At 68.0% G+C, this 17823-nt stretch carries 15 protein-coding genes; 10 read left to right on the top strand and 5 right to left on the bottom strand.

Features of this window, described 5'->3' with window-relative positions; genetic code table 11:
- Positions 1–94: 94 nt before the first annotated feature.
- A complete protein-coding gene (locus JHL17_RS27665; protein WP_200197875.1) occupies positions 95–946 on the top strand; it encodes an ABC transporter substrate-binding protein in 852 nt (283 codons plus the stop codon).
- A gap of 120 nt (positions 947–1066) precedes the next feature.
- Here the strand turns inward: JHL17_RS27665 and JHL17_RS27660 are convergent, their stop codons facing one another.
- Entirely contained in the window at positions 1067–1288 is a 222-nt protein-coding gene (locus JHL17_RS27660; protein ID WP_200197874.1) for a type II toxin-antitoxin system RelE/ParE family toxin, read from the bottom strand.
- Positions 1285–1566, bottom strand: a complete 282-nt coding sequence (locus tag JHL17_RS27655; RefSeq protein WP_200197873.1) for a type II toxin-antitoxin system ParD family antitoxin — start codon at positions 1564–1566, stop codon at positions 1285–1287. The genes JHL17_RS27660 and JHL17_RS27655 overlap by 4 nt, the downstream gene beginning before the upstream one ends.
- A gap of 159 nt (positions 1567–1725) precedes the next feature.
- Here JHL17_RS27655 and JHL17_RS27650 point away from each other — a divergent pair, with 159 nt between their 5' ends.
- From JHL17_RS27650 to JHL17_RS27640, 3 genes are all read left to right on the top strand, one after another.
- Complete coding sequence (locus tag JHL17_RS27650) at positions 1726–3780, top strand: 4Fe-4S dicluster domain-containing protein (RefSeq protein ID WP_200197872.1); 2055 nt, start codon at positions 1726–1728, stop codon at positions 3778–3780.
- A gap of 133 nt (positions 3781–3913) precedes the next feature.
- A complete protein-coding gene (gene moaA / locus JHL17_RS27645; protein WP_200197871.1) occupies positions 3914–4954 on the top strand; it encodes a GTP 3',8-cyclase MoaA in 1041 nt (346 codons plus the stop codon).
- Between the two features lie 193 nt (positions 4955–5147).
- Positions 5148–6260: a CaiB/BaiF CoA transferase family protein gene (locus tag JHL17_RS27640; protein WP_200197870.1), complete on the top strand. Its 1113-nt coding sequence runs from the start codon at positions 5148–5150 to the stop codon at positions 6258–6260.
- 3 nt (positions 6261–6263) lie between these two features.
- On the opposite strand, the gene JHL17_RS27635 is transcribed toward JHL17_RS27640, so the two are convergent.
- Both JHL17_RS27635 and JHL17_RS27630 read right to left on the bottom strand, forming a co-directional pair.
- Positions 6264–7427, bottom strand: a complete 1164-nt coding sequence (locus JHL17_RS27635) for a GNAT family N-acetyltransferase (protein ID WP_200197869.1) — start codon at positions 7425–7427, stop codon at positions 6264–6266.
- Between the two features lie 96 nt (positions 7428–7523).
- On the bottom strand, positions 7524–7991 hold the full coding sequence (locus JHL17_RS27630) for a RidA family protein (RefSeq protein ID WP_200197868.1): 468 nt from the start codon (positions 7989–7991) through the stop codon (positions 7524–7526).
- A 365-nt stretch (positions 7992–8356) separates the two neighbouring features.
- On the opposite strand from JHL17_RS27630, the gene JHL17_RS27625 reads away from it, so the two are divergent.
- The 3 genes from JHL17_RS27625 (at position 8357) to JHL17_RS27615 (ending at position 11503) form a co-directional block, all read left to right on the top strand.
- Complete coding sequence (locus JHL17_RS27625) at positions 8357–10219, top strand: flagellin N-terminal helical domain-containing protein (RefSeq protein WP_200197867.1); 1863 nt, start codon at positions 8357–8359, stop codon at positions 10217–10219.
- A gap of 478 nt (positions 10220–10697) precedes the next feature.
- A complete protein-coding gene (locus JHL17_RS27620; protein WP_200197866.1) occupies positions 10698–10988 on the top strand; it encodes a BrnT family toxin in 291 nt (96 codons plus the stop codon).
- 161 nt (positions 10989–11149) lie between these two features.
- Positions 11150–11503: a helix-turn-helix domain-containing protein gene (locus tag JHL17_RS27615; RefSeq protein ID WP_200197865.1), complete on the top strand. Its 354-nt coding sequence runs from the start codon at positions 11150–11152 to the stop codon at positions 11501–11503.
- An 85-nt stretch (positions 11504–11588) separates the two neighbouring features.
- Here JHL17_RS27615 and JHL17_RS27610 read toward each other — a convergent pair whose 3' ends face one another.
- Entirely contained in the window at positions 11589–13229 is a 1641-nt protein-coding gene (locus tag JHL17_RS27610) for a S10 family peptidase (RefSeq protein ID WP_200197864.1), read from the bottom strand.
- A gap of 218 nt (positions 13230–13447) precedes the next feature.
- Here JHL17_RS27610 and JHL17_RS27605 point away from each other — a divergent pair, with 218 nt between their 5' ends.
- The 3 genes from JHL17_RS27605 to JHL17_RS27595 all read left to right on the top strand — a co-directional run bounded on the left by JHL17_RS27605 (position 13448) and on the right by JHL17_RS27595 (position 17821).
- Positions 13448–15154: a methyl-accepting chemotaxis protein gene (locus JHL17_RS27605; RefSeq protein WP_200197863.1), complete on the top strand. Its 1707-nt coding sequence runs from the start codon at positions 13448–13450 to the stop codon at positions 15152–15154.
- A gap of 223 nt (positions 15155–15377) precedes the next feature.
- Positions 15378–17000 (top strand): methyl-accepting chemotaxis protein, encoded by a 1623-nt coding sequence (locus tag JHL17_RS27600; RefSeq protein ID WP_200197862.1) that lies wholly within the window; start codon positions 15378–15380, stop codon positions 16998–17000.
- A gap of 137 nt (positions 17001–17137) precedes the next feature.
- Positions 17138–17821 (top strand): orotate phosphoribosyltransferase, encoded by a 684-nt coding sequence (locus tag JHL17_RS27595; RefSeq protein ID WP_200197861.1) that lies wholly within the window; start codon positions 17138–17140, stop codon positions 17819–17821.
- Positions 17822–17823: the final 2 nt, after the last annotated feature.

Genomic DNA, 17823 nt, shown 5'->3' with positions numbered 1-17823 from the left:
AGTCCGGATTGGAAAAGATCGGCCAAGCCTTTGCTCCCGCGTCCCGACTGCGCTATGCCATCCAGGCAACAACGCATTTGGGAGGAGTTGAGGGATGCTGCGCCGTTCATTCGTGCTGGGCTGTGCCGCCGCCGCGGCCCTGGCCGGTCTGGTCCAGGCCGCCGCCCCGTCGGCAGCCCTGGCCGCCGACCGCTTCATCACGGTGGCCTCCACCACCTCCACCGAGGATTCAGGCCTGTTCGGCTCGATCCTGCCGAAATTCACCGCCAAGACCGGGATCGAGGTGCGGGTCGTCGCCAAGGGCACCGGCCAGGCCATCGACCTCGCCAAGCGCGGCGACGCCGACGTGCTGTTCGTCCACCACAAGCCGTCGGAAGAGAAGTTCGTCGCCGAAGGCTTCTCCACCCTGCGCAAACCGGTGATGTACAACGACTTCGTCGTCGTCGGCCCCTCCAGCGACCCGGCCGGCGTCAAGGGCAGCAAGGACGTCGCCCAGTCCCTGTCGAAGATCGCCGAGGCCAAGGCACCCTTCGTGTCGCGCGGCGACGACAGCGGCACGCACAAGGCCGAACTCGCCTTGTGGAAGACCGCCAATCTCGACCCGGCCAAGGCCGAGGGCGGCTGGTACCGCTCCATCGGCCAGGGCATGGGCCCGACGCTGAACACCGCCGCCGCGATGAACGGCTATGCCCTGACCGACCGCGGCACCTGGCTGAACTTCAAGAACCGTGGCCCTCTGACGGTGCTGGTGGAGGGCGACAAGCGCCTGTTCAACCAATATGGCGTGATGCTGGTCAACCCGGCCAAGTTCGCCCACGTCAAGGCGGCCGACGGCCAGGCCTTCGTCGACTGGCTGGTCTCCGCCGAGGGCCAGAAGGCCATCGCCGACTACACCATCAACGGCGAGCCGCTGTTCTTCCCGAACGCCAGCGACCCGGGGGCGTGAGGAGCGGACGCGATGCCGGCGGTCATATCCACAGACCGCCGGCGGGGGTCAGCAGAACGGGCTCCATGCGGCGCCAAGGAATGACACGGACAATCTCGATAGCCGGCGCTTTCCGGTAGATCACCGCATACCAGCGCAAGGCCGTCCAGAAAAGACGTCGTAGCCGGTCAGATCGGGCCGGCGGTGCCCCAGGCCGGGGCTGCCGGCGATCCTGCCGAAGCAATCGTAGAGGGAGTCGAGAAGGCGATCGGCTGCATCAGCGCCTTCGGTATCCTCGATGAAGGCATGGATCTCATCGAGATCGTCGAGCGCCAATGGCGCCAGAGTGTAAAGGCCGCTCACGGTTCGTCCAGACGGCCCTTTGCCTGTCTGCGGGCGGCAATCCGCTCTTTCGACAGGCGCCGGGCCTCTTCCGCGGCGATCCCCTCGCCCCGGTCCAACTGGCCGATGGCCTCCCCGATATCGCGGTTCAACCGTTCCAGAGCGCGACCATTGGCATCGTCGATACGGAAGTACAGGCGTAACGCCTCGCGCATCACCTCGCTGGCCGAACCATACAGCCCGCTTGCCACGCGCTCCTCAATCCGCCGTTCAAGTTCAGGAGTAAGGGATACGTTCATCGTCCGCCTCCGAATAGCCAACTATAGCAAAGCTTGTTATCACGGCAATCGGTGACAACCCGCCCCTGACAAGATTCCCATTCCCATCCCGCCGCATTCCCCCATATGACTGTCGACAGCCAGGGGCGCCTGCCCCAAGCGACAGGGATTTTGAGAACGATGAAGATCGGCGATCGGACGGTGCTCGTCTGCGACTGCGCGCACAGCATCGCGCTGGACGGGGCGGCGCTGGGCAAGGCGTGCGGCGACGGTGGCGCCGTCGCCATACACACCCAGCTGTGCCGGGCGCAGCTCGACCGCTTCGAGGCGGCGTTGGCCGGCGGCCAGCCGCTGCTGGTCGCCTGCACGCAGGAAGCACCGCTGTTCAGCGAAATCGCGGCGGACGTGGCGCCGGACACCGCGCTGGCCTTCACCAACATCCGCGAGCGCGCCGGCTGGTCGGACGAGGGCCCCCGGGCGCTGCCGAAGATCGCGGCGCTGCTGGCCGAGGCGGCCCTGCCGATCCCGCCCACCGGCGCCCTGACCCTGACCTCCCAGGGCACCTGCCTGGTCTATGGCACCGACGAGCGCGCCATCGAGGCCGGACGGGAGCTGGCGAAACGGCTGGACGTCACCATCCTGCTGGCCAACCCCAGGGACATCGCACCGCCGCCGGTGATGGACGCGGCGATCTTCCGCGGCCGCATCCGCAGCGCCCGCGGCTGGATCGGCGCCTTCGAGATCGTGGTGGACGATTACGCCCCGGCCTTGCCCTCCTCGCGTGGGGCGCTGGGATTCGAGCCGGTGCGGCAGGGGGCGGCGGCCCGCTGCGACCTGATCCTCGACCTGACCGGCGGCACGCCGCTGTTCCCCGACCACAAGCGCCGCGACGGCTATCTGCGCCCGGATCCGAACAGCCCGGTCCAGGTCGCCAGGGCTCTGCTGGAAATCGCCGATCTGGTCGGCGAGTTCGAGAAGCCGCGCTTCGTCGACTTCAAGGCCGAGCTCTGCGTCCATTCGCGCAGCCGCAAGACCGGCTGCACCCGCTGCCTGGACGTCTGCCCGACCGGAGCGATCTCGCCCAACGGCGACCATGTCGCCATCGACCCGCATGTCTGCGCCGGCTGCGGGTCCTGCGCCGCGGTCTGCCCGACCGGGGCGGCGACCTATGCCCTGCCGCCCGCCGCCACCGTTTATGAACGGCTGCGCACGTTGCTGGGCAGCTATCGCAAGGCCGGCGGGACGGCGCCGGCGCTGCTGATCCACGACCCCCGCCATGGCGACGCGCTGGTCGGGATGATGGCGCGGCATGGCCGCGGCCTGCCGGCCCGCGTGCTGCCCTTCGCGCTGAACGAGGTGACGCAGGTCGGCTTCGACCTGTTCGCGCTGGCGCTGGCCTATGGCTGCACCCATGTCCGCCTGCTGACCGGGCCGGAAAACGAGGGGGAGACCGTCGGCCTCGCCGCCCAGGTCGGGCTGGCCGAGGCCGCCTTCAGCGGGCTCGGCTACGGCTCCGGCCGGGTCGCGGTGATCGACGCCGCCGATCCCGACTCGGTGGCCGACGCGCTGTGGGCGCTGCCCGCGGACGAGGTCGAGGCCGGCATGTTCCTGCCGATGGGCCCGAAGCGCACGGTGACCATGCTGGCGTTGCGCCACCTGCACAAGGCCGCCCCGGCCCCGGTGGAGGTCCTGCCGTTGCCGCCGGGCGCCCCCTTCGGCCGGGTGTCGGTCGATGTGGCGGGCTGCACGCTCTGCCTGTCCTGCGTCGGCGCCTGCCCGACCGGCGCCCTGCTCGACAATGCCGACAAGCCGATGCTGTCCTTCGCCCAGGATGCCTGCGTCCAGTGCGGCCTGTGCAAGAGCGTCTGCCCGGAGAAGGTCGTCTCCCTGGTTCCGGAGATCGACTTCCGCGACCGGGCGCGCGGCGCCGTGGTGGTGAAGGAGGAGGAGCCCTTCTGCTGCGTGTCCTGCGGCAAGCCCTTCGCCACCAAGTCCTCGATCGAGAAGATCGTGACGACGCTGGCCGGCAAGCATTGGATGTTCGCGACGCCGGAGGCCGCCAACCGCATCCGCATGTGCGAGGACTGCCGCGTCCGCGACCAGTTCGAGCGCGGGAACGAGCCCTTCTCGCTGGGCCGTCCGCCGGTGCCGCGCACCACCGACGACGACCTGCGCGAACGCGAGGAAGCCGAACGGGATGTGCGGGCGGCGGCCATGCGACAAAAGCTGACGTGACGCCGAGATCCCTTGATCGCCATCAAAGTCGGCATACCGTGATGTGGAATACAGTCCCGTCACCGTTGCACATCGTACGTGTGGCGAACATATACTGTGGTGGCCCGTCAGCGGCCGCTCCTGGAGTCCAGTGATGATCGATCCCGTGTCAGAAGCCCAGTCGCCAGCCAACCTTGCCCCGCTCGTCGACCCGTTCGGCCGCAAGGTGGAGTATCTGCGCGTATCGGTGACCGACCGTTGCGACCTCCGCTGCGTCTATTGCATGGCGGAGGACATGAGCTTCCTGCCGAAGGCGGAGGTGCTGACGCTGGAGGAGCTGGACCGGCTGTGCAGCGCCTTCGTCAAGCTGGGCACGCGCAAGCTGCGGCTGACCGGCGGCGAGCCGCTGGTCCGGCGCGACGTGATGCGGCTGATCCATTCGCTGGGCCGCCACATCAAGGCGGGCGACCTGGACGAGCTGACGCTGACCACCAACGGCACCATGCTGTTCAAGCATGCCGCCGGGCTGTATGAGGCCGGGGTGCGGCGGATCAACGTCTCGCTCGACACGCTGGATCCGCACAAGTTCCAGGCCATCACCCGCTGGGGCAAGCTTGACAAGATCCTGGGCGGCATCCAGGCGGCCAAGGAGGCCGGGCTGAAGATCAAGATCAACACGGTGGCGCTGAAGGGCGTCAACGACGACGAAATTCACCGCATGGTGGCATGGTGCGGCGAGCAGGGCTTCGACCTGACCTTCATCGAGGTGATGCCGATGGGCGACATCGGCGAGGGCGCCCGACTCGACCAGTATTGGCCGCTCACCATGCTGAAGGCCGAGTTGCAGAAGCGCTGGACCCTGACCGAGAGCGACCACCGCACCGGCGGCCCCGCCCGCTATGTCCGGGTGGAGGAGACCGGCCAGCGCGTCGGCTTCATCACGCCGCTGACCCACAATTTCTGCGAGAGCTGCAACCGCGTGCGGCTGACCTGCACCGGAACCCTCTACATGTGCCTGGGCCAGGAGGACGCCGCCGACCTGCGCACCCCCCTGCGCGTCAGCGACGAGGACGGCCCGCTGGTCGATGCGGTGCGCGAGGCGATCACCCGCAAGCCCAAGGGCCACGACTTCATCATCGACCGCCGCCACCAGGGTCCGGCCGTCGGCCGGCACATGAGCGTCACGGGGGGGTGAGGGTCCAGGCATCGTGAAGCCGCTCGCTCCGATGCCCCCTCCCTAACCCTCCCCCTCTTCGAGGGAGAGGGGACTGGCGCCGAACTCCCGCAAAGCTCCTACCCCCTCCACCGCAAAGCGGGGGAGGGATGGGGTGGGGGCATCGCCCGCAAGAACTTGATCTCCCCTCCACCAACCAAGAGCGAGCACCGCCATGCCGCTGACCTTCCTGGCCGGACTGCGCATCGTCGACCTCGGGCAATATCTGCCCGGCCCCTATGCGGCGCAGCTGCTGGGCGACCTCGGCGCCACGGTGGTGAAGGTGGAGCCGCCGGGCGGCGACCCGCTGCGCCGGCTGGGGCCGGTGGACGGCGACGGCACCACCGCCGCCTACAAGCTGCTGAACGCCGGCAAGACGGTCGTCCGCATCGACCTGAAGTCGGCCGATGGCCGCGCGGCGCTGGAAGCCCTGCTGGCGAAGGCCGACGCGCTGATCGAGAGCTACCGGCCGGGCGTGATGGACAAGCTGGGGCTGGCGCGCGAGCGGCTGCGGGAGATCAACCCGCGGCTGGTCCATGCCAGCCTGTCGGGCTGGGGCTATGACGGTCCCTATGGGACGCGGGCCGGGCATGACCTGAACTACATGGCGGTCGGCGGCGGGCTGGACGCTTCCGGGCTGCCCGACCGGCCGGTCATCAGCTATCTGCCGGTCGCCGATTTCGCCTCCGCCCAGCAGGCGGCGCTGGCGGTGGCGGGCGCGCTGCTCGGACGCGAACGCACCGGACAGGGCAGCTTCCTCGACCTGTCGATCATGGAATCGGTGCTGGGCTGGCAGGGCATGACCCTGACCGCCGCGGCGCGCGGCACCTTGCCGAAGCGCGGCGAGGCTCTGCTGTCGGGCGGGGCCGCCTGCTACCGCATCTACCGCACCGCCGACGGCCGCTTCGTCACCCTGTCGGCGCTGGAGGCCAAGTTCTGGGCCGGTTTCTGCGAGGCGGTCGGCCGCCCCGACTGGATCGCCCGGCAGGAGGATCCCCTGCCCCAGACCGCCCTGACCGCGGAGCTGGACAGTCTGTTCGCCGGCCGGACCCTGGCGGAGTGGAAGGCGCTGCTCGATCCGGTCGACTGCTGTTTCGAGGCTTTGCCGGACCTGACGGAGGTCCCCGCCCACCCGCATATCGCCGCCCGCGGGCAGGTCCGCGTCTCGGCCGGCCCGGAGCCGCTGGTGGAGACGCTGATGGGCCTGCGCGTCGATGGCGCTCCGCCGCCGGAGCGGGCGCCCCTGCGGGAGAGCGACGCCGCCACGGTGCTCGCCGGCTGGGTGTAGCGCTCAGCCTTCCCGCCGGTAGGGCGACAATTCCTCGTCCAGCGCCTCGATCTCCGCCTCCACCGCCGGCCGCTCCTGCGCCAGATAACGCTCCACCGCGCGGCGGAAGCCGGGGTCGGCGATCCAGTGGGCGCTGTAGGTCGCCACCGGCAGATAGCCGCGCTGGATCTTGTGCTCGCCCTGGGCGCCGGCTTCGACCCGGGCCAGCCCGCGCTCGATGGCGAAGTCCAGCGCCCGGTAATAGCAAGCCTCGAAATGCAGGAAGCGGTAGCGCCCGTCCGAACCCCAGTTGCGGCCGTACAGTGCGTCGTCGCCCAGCAGGTTCAGCGCCCCCGCCACCCACTCCCCGCCATCCTCGCACATCACCAGCACCACCCGGTCGGCCATGGTCCGGCCCAGCAGCTCGAAGAAACGGCGGTTGAGATAGCCGCCGCCCCATTTGCGGTCGGCGGTGTCCAGGTAGAAGCGGTGGAAGGCGTCCCAATGCTCCGGCTTCAGTTCGTCGCCGGTCAGGGTGTGCAGGCGGACGCTGCTCTCGGCGACCTCGCGCCGTTCCTTGCGGATCGCCTTGCGTTTGCGGGAGTTCAGCGCCTCCAGGAACGCGTCGAAGCTGCCATAGCCCCGGTTGTGCCAGTGATACTGCACGCCCAGCCGCTGCAGCCAGCCGGCCCCGCCCAGCCGGTCCCAGTCGCCGCGTTCGGGAAAGGTGACGTGGGCGGAGGAGACGCCGTAGCGGTCGGCCACCTGCTCCAGCGCCGAGATCAGCGCGTCGGCGACCGCATCGGCGCGCGGTCCGGGCGCCACCAGCAGCCGCGGTCCCGGCACGGGCGTGAAGGGAACCGACACCTGCAGCTTGGGATAGTAACTGCCGCCCGCCCGCTCGAAGGCGTTGGCCCAAGCATGGTCGAAGACATACTCGCCTTGGGAATGGCTCTTCAGATAGGCCGGGACCGCGCCGACCATGCGGCCGGCCCCGTCATAGGCGGCGAGATGGCTGGGCTGCCAGCCGGACTTGCCGGTCGCCGACCCCGATTCCTCCAGCGCCGACAGGAAGGCATGGGAGAGGAACGGGTTGCCGGGACCGGCGCAGGCATCCCAGTCCTGCTGGTCCGCCTCGCCGATCCCGGTCAGAACCTTGACGGTGATCGCCTCGTTGCCGTCGGGCATGCATGCGTCTCCTTGAACCATGGCAAGGAGGTAGGCCTCATGCCGCGATACAGCAAGGCGCCGCCACCACCCTGACCATCACCGGCCGGGGATGGGTCAGGCCACTTCCAGAATCGCGTCGACCTCGACCGCGACGTTGCCGGGCAGCGACGGAGCGCCGACCGCGGCGCGGGCATGCTGGCCGGCCTCGCCGAAGACGTCGCGCATCAGCTCCGACGCGCCGTTGATGACCAGCGGATGATCGTGGAAGTCGGCGCCGGAGTTGACGAAGCCGCCCAGCCGCAGAACGCGGGTGACGCGGTCCAGGTCGCCGCCCAGCGCGGCCTTGGCCTGGGCCAGGATGTTCAGCGCGCACAGGCGCGCGGCGTCCTTGCCCTGCTCCACCGTGAAGTCCTGGCCGACCTTGCCGACGAACTTGCGCTCGCCGTTCCAGACCGTGACCTGACCCGAGATGTAGAGCGTGTTGCCCGAACGGGTGTAGGGCACGTAGGCGGCCACCGGGGCGGCGGCCTGCGGCAACTCGATGCCCAGCTCCGCCAGGCGCGCGTCGATCCGACCGGTCATGATGCTTCTCCCTTCCCTGCCACGCCCCGCTTGGGGCCGGGCATTCGATGTTTGGCGCATGGTTTGGAACCAGACCATAGCCGCGCCGGTCGGGCGGTGGGAAGATTCTTACCGCCGCCCGCATCGGCAGAACCGTCCGTCACCGGCAAAAGATTCCGGGACTCTTTTTCGGACATCGGGCCGGAGGGCCCTGGCCCAACCCTGCCCTTTTTGCCGACCTATTTTTATTCCATAGGGAAATCAGCCACTTATGGCACACCACCGCAGTTGGCACGGCGCTTGAATTAGTGGTGTCAGGAAAACGCACGTTGCCTCGCCGGTCAAATGACCAAGCGCGGGGACAGCCTCAGAAGGAGACTAGGACCATGGCCGGTAATGTGACCCTGACCGCCTCGATGCGCACCAACCTGCTGCAGCTGCAGAGCACGCAGGCCGGTATCGACAAGAAGCAGAACATCCTGTCGACGGGCAACAAGATCAATTCGGCTCTGGATGGTCCCACCGCCTTCTTCGCCGCCAAGGGTTTGAACCAGCGTGCCGGCGACCTGTCCTCGCTGAAGGACGCGATGGGCCAGTCGATCAGCACCATCCAGGCCGCCGACAAGGGCCTGACCTCGATCGACTCGCTGGTCGACCAGGCCAAGGGCCTGACCACCGCCGCCTACGCCGCGCTGGGCAACGACGCCGCCTCCATCGCCACCCGCAAGTCGCTGGCCTCGCAGTTCAACACGCTGAAGGACCAGATCGACAAGCTGGCCTCCGACAGCGGCTATCAGGGCAAGAACCTGATCAACGGCAACGGCATGAGCATGGACAGCACCAGCGCGTCCCGTGCCGCCGTCAACACCATCACCGGCGTCGACAACGCCCGCGTCACCAACGTCATCTCGGCCGACACCTACGCGATCCGCATCAAGGGCGACGGCTCGATCGAAGGCAAGACCGCCGACATCTCCAAGACGGAGAACGCGCACGGCTTCGTCGGGCTGAAGCTGTCGGGCACGATGTCCACCACGCTGGGCGGCTTCTCCGACGTCCAGATCGAGGTGCGCGGCGCCAACGGCCGCTCGCGCGACTTCATCGTGTCGGACGGCGACGAGAGCCGCACGATCTCCTACTTCGACAACACCCAGACCATCGAAGCGAAGCTGTCGCGCGCCGCCACCTCCGGTACGGCCCAGATCTCCACGGTGAACATCGGCGGGACCATCGAGGAAGGCGACATCTTCTCGATCACGGTGGAAGGCCAGTCCTTCAGCTACACCGCCACCAAGGCGGACATCGCCGTCGGCCAGAACGCCGCGATGAACATCGCGAACCAGCTGCAGTCCTCGATCACCACCGCCCTCGGTTCCGGCGGCCGCCTCGCCGGCAAGGACGTCGCCTCCGCCTCGGTCGGCAACAGCGGCACGATCGTCCTGACCGGCAATTCCACCGCCGGCGTGGTGCGCGAGATGACGGTGACGACCAGCGCCACCAACGCGCTGACCAAGAAGATCTCGGAGAGCTTCGCCTCGGGCACCATCGTGTCCTTCACGGTCGACCGCCGCCTGCTGGAAGCGGCGAACAACCAGGGCAACGGCGTCTCGGTCATCGAGAAGAAGGTCGACCTGCAGATCCAGGTCACCAACTCCAACGGCGCCCAGGTCACCCGCGACGGCATGAACGACCGCGGCGACGGCAAGCTGAGCGGCGGCGAACAGTCCTTCGATTTCGACAGCGGCACGGTGCGCCTGGACGTCGACGCCAAGACGATCAAGCAGGCGGCCTCGGCGAACTGCTCGGCCAACATCGTCACCAAGCAGATCTCCGACGCCAACACGTCGAACGACATCACCGTCCAGCTGAACGAGCGCAACACCAACTCGATCACGGTCACCGCGGTCAACCTGTCGACCAGCGGCCAGGGCCTGCAGATGGACGGCGCCCAGAACGGCTGGATGGACCGCTCCGACATCGACAAGGCGGTCGCCGGCCTGGATCACGCCAAGGCGACGATCCGCTCCGCCTCGCAGAACCTGTCGACCAACCTGAACATCATCACGACCCGCGAGAGCTTCACCAAGGAGTTCAGCGACGTGCTGACGGAAGGCGCCAGCAAGCTGACGCTGGCCGACCAGAACGAGGAAGGCGCCAGCCTGCTGATGCTGCAGACCAGGCAGCAGCTGGGCACCATCGCCCTCTCGCTCGCCAACCAGTCGCAGCAGTCGATCCTGCGTCTGTTCTGATCGGGGACCGCGGTCCGAGACACGGGAAAGGGGCGCCTCCGCCGGGGCGCCCCTTTCCCATTCCGGCCCGCGTCCCTCACCGCGCCCGCAGGCTTTCCGCGATCAGCGCGCGGGCGTCGGCGGCCAGTGCCGCCCGGCCTTCGGCCCGCGTGTACATGATGCAGCGGCTTTAGCCAAGCAGGCCATCTCCAAGAGATTGTTTCAAAAAGCTTTTCCGGGAGAGATAAATACTCTGCGATGAAGCTGGAGCTCAAACATTCTCCATACCCCCTGACCAGCATCGCTACAGTAACCAATTAAAGTACATTGACGGAGATGGTTCACGGGCACGCTTTGCCCATCGGTACTCCGAGTCGGCGTATCGTTTGCAGCGGAACTCCAGGTACCGCGGTGGAATTTTCGCCCTCTGGCCGCCGATTTATAGGGTCTTTCTCTAGCGAGGCTTGATCCCAGTAGGGTCTGACCCTATCATCCTGGCATGTTCATCGACTTCGATCCGGCCAAGTCGGCCAGGAACGACCAGGAACGGGGCCTGCCCTTCCCACAGGCCGCTCGTATCTTCCTTGGCCCGACGATCGAATGGGAAGACAGGCGGCATGACTACGGCGAGCGCCGGATCATCGCCGTCGCAGGGCAATCGGGTGAAGTCTTAAGTTTCCTATATCAGGAACCTCGTCATCCCCGCGAAGGCGGGGATCCAGGCTTTCCCACAAGGTTCGTTCTGCGAACTCTGGATCCCCGCCTTCGCGGGGATGACGGGAAATCCTAGCATCAAGACTGGAGTCCTTCACCCGATTGCCTTGATCGCCGTCGGGGTCGTGGATGATGTCGTGTTGAAGCTTGTCTATACATGGCGGTACGACGATGCCGAGGGTCCATTCAGATGGATCATCTCGGCCCATGTCGCCAGCCGGAAGGAACGGAGGATCCATGCCGCGCATTTCCCTGAATGACGTTCCGCCGCTGAGCCTGGAACAGCAGGCTCGGCTCAAGGCCACGAGCGAGGAAGACATTCAGCGGCACATCCGCGAGGATGACACCGTTGACGTGGGTGAGGTCGACCCTGGCGAACTCCGGGTGGTCCGGCCATACCCTGATCCCCGTGAGTTGCGGAAGCGGCTCAAGATGACCCAGGAGGAGTTCGCCCAAACCTTTGGCCTGAGCGTCTGGTCCATTCGCGACTGGGAACAGCACAAGGCCGAACCGGAAGGCCCCTCGCGAATCCTCCTCAAGGTTATCGAGATCGATCCAGAGGTCGCCCGCAAAGCGGCGGCGGCTGCGTGAATTTTGCCCCGCCGGAGTCCCCCGGGTATGATCGGCCCACGGGCCGATCACCGGGAACTGTGCATCCTTACTATTCGTGTGCAAGTCAATGAAGTGTATCCTGAACGAGTTTGCGGGCGTCCTCAAATAATGCATGGCGGCCTTCCGCCCGAGTATACATCATGTGGCCGCCGGGATGGACCGTCACCGAAACCCGGCCTCGCTCCCCCTCCGGCAGTTCCAGCCTCGATGCCACCCAGCGCGACGCCATGTAGGGCGTGATCAGGTCGGTCCGCCCATGGACGATCAGCACCCGCAACCCCGGCTGCAGGGTCAGCGCCGTCTGCAGCGCGTCGACGGCGCTCGGCACCGTCATGCGCGGCCATTCCCAGTTCCGGTTCACCCGGTCGCTGAGCAGCCGGTAGGGCGCGTCGGTTCGCACCCCGAGCGCGTCGTGGGCATAGGCGGCGAAGGCCGTGGTGTAGGTCGGCACCGTGCCCTTCAGGAAAGGGTCGAAGGGCAGGCGCGGCGCTCCCGGATCGGGATCGGGCGCGGTGAAGGTGCCGTCGTAGATGCTGAGGACCCGTCCCCGGTCGCGCAGAAGCTCGCGGGTGAAGACCCCCATCGGCACGCGCCCGCGCTGGCGCCGCACGGTCTCCTCCGGCAGGCCGGTGAGGCGCGCCACCTCGGCGAAGACGTCCCGGGCCGCATCGAGCCGTCCGTAATCGAGCCCGGCAAGCCCGCTCAGATAGGGGCCGAGCGCGAAGCGTTCCGCCGCTTCGGCCGCCTGCTCCGGTGTGCCGGGCGCGCGTCCCAGCGCCGCGGCGGATGCTGCCATCGATGGCAGTTTCCAGGCCGGGGCAAGGATGCCGTCCTCGTCGATCGCGGCGAAATCGACGACGGGCGAGACCAGGATCAGTCCGTTGACCGCAAGCCCGACCTGATCGATCAGTTCGTCCGCCATCTTGGCGATGCGGAAGCCGCCGTAGCTCTCGCCGGCCAGGAAGGTCGGCGACGACCAGCGCCCCTCGCGGGTCAGCCAGAGCCGGACGATCTCCGCCATCGACCGCGCATCGCCGTCCACCGACCAGAAGCGCTTTTCCGTTTCGTCGGGCTTCACCGCCCGACTGAATCCGGTGCCGACCGGGTCGATGAAGACCAAATCGGTGAAGGCCAGCCAGCTGTCGGGATTGTCGACCAGCGGAGCCGGCGGCCGCGGCAGGGCGCCGTCCGGCCCGAAGGCGACGACCTTCGGGCCGGCAGCACCCAGATGCATGTAGGCCGACGCCGCTCCCGGTCCGCCGTTGAAGACGAAGGTGACCGGGCGCGGCCCGTCCGACGGCGTCTTCGGCTCGGCGCTGTAGCTCACCGTGAAGATGCGGGCCGCCAGTTCCTCCTTGGCGCCGTCGCGCAGCGGCAGGAACTCCGCCGTCGCCGTATAGGCCAGCGCCCCGTCCGGCAGCGGCAGGCTGTGCCTGGTCACGCTGCGCTGGGGATCGAAGCCCTGGAGGTCGCCGGACTTGCGATCTTCCGCCTTCGGACCGTCCGTGCCGCCGGGCTGGGCCATTGCGGAGCCCGGCCGGTCCGCCGCTCCATCCCGGCCGGTTTCCTGGCTCGGTTCCTGGCTCGCGGCGGCCGCCGATGCAGGACCGGACATGGTCGCCGGCATCAACAGGGCCGGAAGCAGGGCCATGGCCACCAGACGGGGCCGGCGGCGGGAAGGCGGGGAGGCGGACAGGGGGAGCATCGGCTGGTCCAAGGCGGTTTCTCCGGATCGGTTTCCGGCCTTCGCATATTGCGGCCCCGCCGGCGATCCGCAACCCGACGATCCATCGGCATAACCATGCCGGCCTACTTGCCGGCTACGGTCGGGATGCTCATCTTGATTAACCCAAAAAGGTAATACTTTTTGGTATAGAGTGTTTCTATTACCCATCCGGGCCAACTTTGACGGAATGCGCCGCCATGTTTCTCTCACGGCACGCCACGATACGCACACGGCTGTTCCTCGGCTTCGGCGTTGTGCTTGTGCTTCTGCTCAGCCTGACCGTCATCGGCGTCCGGGAGGTGCGCAAGATCGATGCCGACCTCACCCGGATCAACGAGGTGAACAGCGTCAAGCAGCGCTACGCCATCAACTTCCGCGGCAGCGTGCACGACCGCGCGATCGCGCTGCGCGACGTGGTGCTCGCCGGCGATCAGGCGATGCTGACCGCCGTGCTGGCCGACATCGACCGGCTGGCCACCTTCTATGACCAGGCCGCCAAGCCGCTCGACGCCATGTTCGCCAGCATGACCGACATCGAGCCGCAGGAACGGAGCCTGCTGGCCGGCATCAAGGAGATCGAGGCGAAGGCCCTGCCGGCGGTCAAGGCGGTCATCGCCGCCCGCAAGGCCAACGACATGGCCGCCGCGCAGAAGGCCCTGATGCAGGAGGCCCGCCCGGCCTTCACCGAATGGCTGAACCGCATCAACGCCTTCATCGATCTGCAGGAACATAAGAACCAGACCATCGCCGCGCGGGCGCGCGAGGTCGCCAAGGGCTTCCAGACGCTGATGCTGTCGCTGTGCGGCGTCGCCCTGCTGATGGCCGCCGCCTTCGGCTTCTGGACGGTGGCGGCCCTGCGCCCGCTGCGCCGCCTGACCAACGCGATGCTGACCCTGGCGAAGGGCGACCTGACGGTTGCCGTGCCGGCGTCCGAAGCCAAGGACGAGATCGGGCAGATCACCGGCGCCGTCGAGGTGTTCAAGGCCAATGCGGTGGAGGCCGACGCCTTCCGCCGCCGTCAGGCCGATGCCGAACATGCCGCCGAGGAGCGCAAGCGGGCCGAGATGGCCGCGCTCGCCGACCGGTTCGAGAACGAAGTGAAGGGCGTCGTCGACAGCGTCGCCTCCTCCTCCACCGAGGTGCGGTCCCTGGCGCAGTCGCTGGCGACCACCGCCGACCACACCGAGACCCAGGCGACCACCGTCGCCGCCGCCTCCGAACAGGCGTCGGTCAACGTCCAGACCGTGGCCGCCGCCGCCGAGGAACTCGCCGCCTCCATCGCCGAGATCGGCCGGCAGATCGGCGAGAGCAGCAGCAAGGCCAAGCAGGCCGCCGAGCAGGCGGACGGCACCAACCGCATCGTCGACGGCCTGTCGTCGAAGGCGAACCAGATCGGCGACGTGGTGAACCTCATCAACTCCATCGCCGGGCAGACCAACCTGCTGGCGCTGAACGCCACCATCGAGGCGGCGCGGGCCGGTGAAGCGGGCAAGGGCTTCGCCGTGGTCGCCAGCGAGGTGAAGAGCCTGGCCAACCAGACCGCCAAGGCGACCGGCGACATCTCGCAGCAGATCGCCGAGATCCAGACGGCGACGGCCGATGCGGTCCAGGCGATCCAGAGCATCGCCGCCACCATCGGCGAGGTGAACGTCATCGTCGGCACCATCGCCCAGGCCGTCGACGGCCAGAACGCCGCGACCATGGAAATCGCCCGCAACGTCCAGCAGGCGGCGGCCGGCACCAACGAGGTTTCCTCCTCGATCGGCGGCGTCCTGCAGGCGGCCTCCGAGACCGGAAGCGGCGCTTCCCGCCTGCTCTCCTCGTCCGGGGAACTGTCGAAGCAGGCGGAACGGCTGCATGCCCAGGTCGACCGCTTCCTCGGCAGCGTGCGCGGCCAAGGGTGAAGAAGGGGCTGACGGGAGGGGCTTAAAGCACGGGGGGACGTGCTGGGAGCAACTGCCGGGTATTCACCCAATATCCGCACAGATTTTCGCAAAAATTGAGTGGAATGCCGCTTGTGATCTATGGATCATATGCAGTGTTCCCATTCTCCATCAGTGAAGGTCCGTGCGGATGCCAGCTCTGACTTTGTCCCGGAAATTGTCTCTGCTGCCGATATCCGCCGCATTGGCCCTGTTGATCGTGGGCGGCATCGCCGGTTCGGCGCTGTTCTTCGTCGATGGCGCCAACCGGCAGGTTCTGACCACCGGCGAAGCGCTGTCGAACCACCAGACCGGCGACATGATGCACGACGCCCTGCGCGCCGATGTGCTTGCCGCCCTCCTGGCCGGACCCGAGGCGGCCGCCAAGGACCGGGAAGAGGTCAGGCAGGACCTCAAGGAGCATGCCGACACCTTCCGCGGGGCGTTGGACGCCAATCGGCGCCTCGCCCTCAGCGCCGCGATCGGCGGCGCGCTGGATGAGCTGCGCGTCCCGATGGAAGAGTACATCCACGCGGCGGAGGGGCTGTTCGATCTCGCCCTGCGCGATACGGCGAAGGCGAAAGCCACCCTCCCCGCCTTTCTGGAGCGGTTCCGCCAGCTTGAGGACCGCAACGACGCGCTGTCCACCCTGATCCGGGCGGAAAACCATGCCAGCAACGACGCGTCCGCCACCATCGCGACCTATGCCTATGCGCTGATCGGCATCGTGACCGCGCTGGCCATCGGCGGATCGGCGGTGATGGCGCTGGGCATCGGCCGCTCGATCATCCGGCCGCTCGACCGCGCGACGGAAGGGATCGCCGAGATCGGGCGCGGCCGGCGCGACGTCGCCTTGGCCTATCTCGTGGACGACGCCATCGGCCGGGTGACCGCCGCGGTGATGCTGATGCAGAGCCAAGCGGCGGATCTCGATCGCCGCCGGACGGAAGAGGAGGCCCGGCGGGACGAGGATCTGCGCAAGCTCGCCGCCTTGAACGATGCCACCGCACGCTTCACCGGCCAGACCGAGACCATTCTGCGCGGGCTGGGCGCCACCAGCGAACAGTTGCAGTCCACCGCCGGCACCATGTCCCGGAACGCGGGGCGCGCGACGGACGAGATCGGCGACGTGCGCCGTCATGCCGACACCGCCGCCCGCATCGTGCGCGACGCCGCAGCCGGTGCCGACGGGCTGGGCGCCTCGATCGGCGAGGTCGGCCGCCACAGCGGGCAGTCCACCCGCATGACGGCCGATGCCGTCCAGCAGACCGGCGAGGCGGCGCGCAGGATCGGCGACCTTGCCGAAGCGTCGCAGCGGATCGGCGACGTGGTCGGGCTGATCAACAGCATCGCCAGCCAGACCAACCTGCTGGCGCTCAACGCCACCATCGAGGCGGCCCGCGCCGGTGAAGCCGGCCGCGGCTTCGCCGTGGTCGCCAACGAGGTGAAGAGCCTCGCCGGCCAGACGGCCAGGGCGACGGAGGACATCCAGGGCCAGATCGCCGGCATCCAGGCCATCGTCGACGATGCGGTCCAGGCCATGGGCGGGGTCTCCCGCACGGTGGAGGCGGTTCGCGACAGCGGAGCGGCCATCGCCGACGCGGTATCGCGCCAATCGGACACGGCGCAGGGCATCCTGCGGGCGATGAATGACGGATCGGGCGCGGTGACGGCGATGTCCGGCATGCTGGGCGGCGTTCACGACACCATCGTCGGCACCGACCGCACAGCCGGCGAACTGGCCGCGGCGGCGACCGAACTCCGCCGCGAGATGGAGCGGCTGCGGACGGAAGTCGACGGCTACACCCGGGCGGTCCGGGCCGCCTGACGCCGGTCCGCGAAACGCCCGGGCCTGACCGTCGCCGCCGGGGTGCGATGACCATGTCCGGACGTTTCGTCGGGAATTGCGAATCGCACTCTCCCCCGCTACACAGGGGCCGACCCTCGTTTTCCGGAGCCCCCGTCATGTCGACCCTGCCCGATCAGGCCACCATCGCCGCCACCGCGGCCAAGATCCTGCTGGAGATCAAGGCGCTGCACTTCAACGCCGAGACGCCCTTCATCTTCACCTCGGGCTGGGCGAGCCCGGTCTACACCGACTGCCGCCGCATCGTCTCCTTCCCGCGCGCCCGCAAGGCGCTGATGGACTTCGCGGTCGCCACCATCGAGCGCGAGATCGGCTATGAGGCCATCGACGCGGTGGCGGGCGGCGAGACCGCCGGCATTCCGTTCGCCGCCTGGATCGCCGACCGGCTGGAACTGCCGATGCAGTATGTGCGCAAGAAGCCGAAGGGCTTCGGCCGCAACGCCCAGATCGAAGGCCTGCTGACCGAGGGCCAGCGCGTCCTGCTGGTCGAGGATCTGGCGACCGACGGCAAGAGCAAGGAGAACTTCGTCACCGCGCTGCGCAACGGCGGCGCCCAGGTGACCGACACCTTCGTGATCTTCCACTACGGCATCTTCCCGCAGTCGCAGGTCAACATGGACGCCATCGGCGTTCGCCTGCACGCGCTGTGCACCTGGTGGGACGTGCTGAAGGTCGCCCGCGACAACCGCTACTTCGACGAGAACACCCTGTCCGAGGTCGAGAAGTTCCTGAACGACCCGGTGGGCTGGTCCTCCGCCCATGGCGGCAAGTCGAGCATGTGAAC

Source organism: Azospirillum endophyticum, assembly GCF_016595245.1.
GTDB classification, from domain to species: domain Bacteria; phylum Pseudomonadota; class Alphaproteobacteria; order Azospirillales; family Azospirillaceae; genus Azospirillum; species Azospirillum endophyticum.
This window is presented reverse-complemented; position numbering and strand designations above follow the sequence as displayed.